Source organism: Streptomyces sp. NPDC054840, from assembly GCF_053611065.1.
Genome location: NZ_JBSGZP010000811.1, coordinates 1 through 2,981, shown reverse-complemented (window position 1 = coordinate 2,981; position 2,981 = coordinate 1). Strand labels below are relative to the sequence as shown.

Sequence of the window (2,981 nt, the reverse complement as noted above, 5' to 3'; positions counted from 1 at the left end):
GTGGGGTCTGCCGGGCGGCGTGGTGCCCGGGGATCGTCGGGTCAGCCGGCCATGCTCACGCGGAGGCTGAGCGGACGCATGTCCGTCCACACCCGCTCGATGTGCGCCAGGCACTCCTCCTTGGTGCCGCGTACGTCCTGGTCGTGCCAGCCGAGCGGGACGGGCCGGCCGGCCTCCCAGAGGGAGTACTGCTCCTCGTCGTTGGCCACGACCAGGTACTGCTGCGGGGACGCGTCGTTCACGGTGTTCTCCTCGATGGATCAGGGATGCGGAAGGGATAAGGGGTGGAGCGGGTCAGGAGGGCAGGGCCGCGGCCAGCAGCTCCGCCAGGGCGGCGCAGTGCGGGGGGTCCACCAGGTCGTGGTGGTTGCCCGGCACCGCCGCCCGTTCGACGCCGGCCGCGGTGCGCGGCCGCCAGGCCGCCGGGTCCACCAGCGGGGTCGCGAGCTCCGGGTGCCGCTCGTCGACCGTGAAGAGGTGCAGGCCGACGGCGAGGACGGCGTCCGTGCGGTAGGCGGCGGAGGCCGCCCCGTTCGCCTCGGCGACCCGCAGCAGTCGGCGCAGGGCCTCCGTGGGGGACGTACGGGGGAGGGTGCCCTCCTCGCGGCCCCGGCGCACCAGGGCGTCGAGCAGTTCCTCCTCGTCCAGTTCGCGCGCCGAGCCGGCGTCGATCCCGGCGGCGATGCCGTACCGCAGCAGGTCCGGATCGCCCGGCCCGGGAGCCGTACCGGACCGGCTGCCGGGAGCCGTCCCCGGCGCGGCCGCGTCGATCAGGCCGAGGAAGGCGACCTCCTCACCGGCGGCCTCCAGCCGGGCGGCCATCTCGTAGGCCACCGTCCCGCCGAACGACCAGCCGGCCAGCAGGTACGGGCCGTGCGGCTGCTCCTCGCGGAGCGCGGCCAGGTAGCGCTCGGCCATCTCGGGCACCCGATCCAACGGCCGCTCGCCGGTGTTGTAGCCCACCGACTCCAGGCCGAGGATCCGCCGGTCGCCGCCGGGGCGGGCGGACAGGTCCCGCACCAGGTCCCGGTAGCAGACGACGTCGCCGCCCCGCGGGTGGACGAGGACCAGCGGCGGCCGGGACGGGTCCCCGTCGGCCAGCGGGACCAGCAGCCTCGCCGCGGCCGCCCCCGCATCCGGCAGCGCCTCGCACAAAAGCTCCACGGTGCGCCGGCGGAACACCAGGTTCAGCGGCAGCTCCACCCCGAACTCCCGGCGCACGGCCGCCATCAGGGCGAACGCCTTGAGCGAGTGGCCACCGAGTGCGAAGAAGTCGTCGCGCACCCCGATCGGGGCCGTCCCCAGCGTCTGCTCCCACAGCCGCGCCATCCGCAGCTCGGTCGTGTCGCGCGGAGCGATCCGCCCCGCCCCGTCGCCGCGCGCCACGTCCGCCGAAGGAGCGGGCAGCGCCTTGCGGTCGAGCTTGCCGTTCGGGGTGAGCGGGAGTCGCTCCAGCGCGGTGAGGACGGCCGGAACCATGTACTCGGGGAGGTCCTGGCGCAGGAAGTCGCCGAGTTCCCGCACGTCGCCCTCCTCGTCCCGCCAGGTCACGTAGCCGGCCAGGACGGCGTCCACCCCCGTGCCGTGGACGGCCACCGCCGCCCCCAGCACCCGCGGGTGGCGGGCGAGCGCGGACTCGATCTCGCCGAGCTCCATGCGGTGGCCGCGCACCTTCACCTGGCCGTCCGCCCGGCCCCGGTACTCCAGGCTGCCGTCCGCGAGCCGGCGTACGAGGTCACCGGTGCGGTACAGCCGGCCGCCCGCCGCGTACGGATCGGGCACGAAACGGTCCGCCGTGAGCCCCGGCCGCCCGTGGTAGCCGCGGGCCACCCCGTCGCCGCCGATGTACAGCTCACCGAACACGCCGACCGGGACCGGGCGCAGTCCCCCGTCCAGCACGTGCAGCCGGGTGTTGGCGAGCGCCGAGCCGATCGGCACCGGGCCCTCGCCGACCGGACCGGACAGCCGGTGCGCGGTGGACCAGACGGTGGTCTCCGTCGGCCCGTACACGTTCCAGACGGCGCCCAGCGCCGTACGCATCCGCTCGGCCAGGGCCGACGGCAGCGCCTCGCCGCCGCACAGCGCCCGTACGTGCGGCGCCTGCCAGCCGGACTCCATCAGCTGGTGCCAGGTGGCCGGAGTGGCCTGGACGACCGTCACCGGCGCCGAGTCCAGCTCCTTCGCGAGCAGGGTGCCGTCCCGTGCGGTCTCCCGGTCGACGACCCGTACGGTCGCCCCGCACACCAGCGGGACCAGCAGCTCCAGCACGGCGATGTCGAAGGAGGCCGTGGTGACGGCCGCGACCGTGTCCCCGGCCCTCAGGTCCAGCCTGTGCACCATGTCCCGGGTGAAGTTGGCCAGCGCCCCGTGCGGGACGGTGACCCCCTTCGGGCGTCCCGTCGAGCCCGAGGTGTACAAGGCGTACGCCGCCTGCTCCGGCTCCGGCCCCCGCTCCGGCGGCACCGGGCCGGGTCCGGCCGGCGTGCTCCCGTCCCCGGCCAGCGCGTCGAGGTCCACCACGGCGACCCCGTCCGGGGCCTGCGCGGCGGCGGGCAGTCCCGACACCACCAGCACCCGCGCGCCGCTGTCCGCGAGCATGTAGCCGATCCGGTCCGCCGGATAGCCGGGGTCCACGGGCACGTACATGCCGCCGGAGCGCAGCACGCCCAGCAGCGCCGCAGGCAGCAGCACGGAGCGCTCCGCGCAGACCGCCACCGCCGTCTCCGCACCCACACCGAGGCGGACCAGCTCCCGGGCCAGCCGGCCCGAGACCTCCCACAGCCCGGCGTACGTCAGGCTCCGCCCGCCGTCGTCCACGGCGACGGCCTCCGGCGTACGGGAGGCCTGCTCGCCGACGAGCACGGGCAACGGCCGGTCCGCGGCCGGCTCGGGGGACCCGCCGCCCGCGCGCAGGATCCGGCGCTCCTCGGCCGGACCCATCAGGGGCAGGGCGCCCAGCGGGGTCGAGGGATCGGCCACCG

The 2,981-nt window shown here is 76.1% G+C and carries 2 protein-coding genes; both read right to left on the bottom strand.

Annotated features, from left to right (window positions below):
• Positions 1 to 41: 41 nt before the first annotated feature.
• A complete protein-coding gene (locus ACWGIU_RS34390) occupies positions 42 to 242 on the bottom strand; it encodes an MbtH family protein (RefSeq protein WP_030756641.1) in 201 nt (66 codons plus the stop codon).
• Positions 243 to 294: 52 nt separating this feature from the next.
• The coding region (locus tag ACWGIU_RS34385; protein WP_453712026.1) for a non-ribosomal peptide synthetase at positions 295 to 2,981 on the bottom strand (2,687 nt) is incomplete at its 5' end.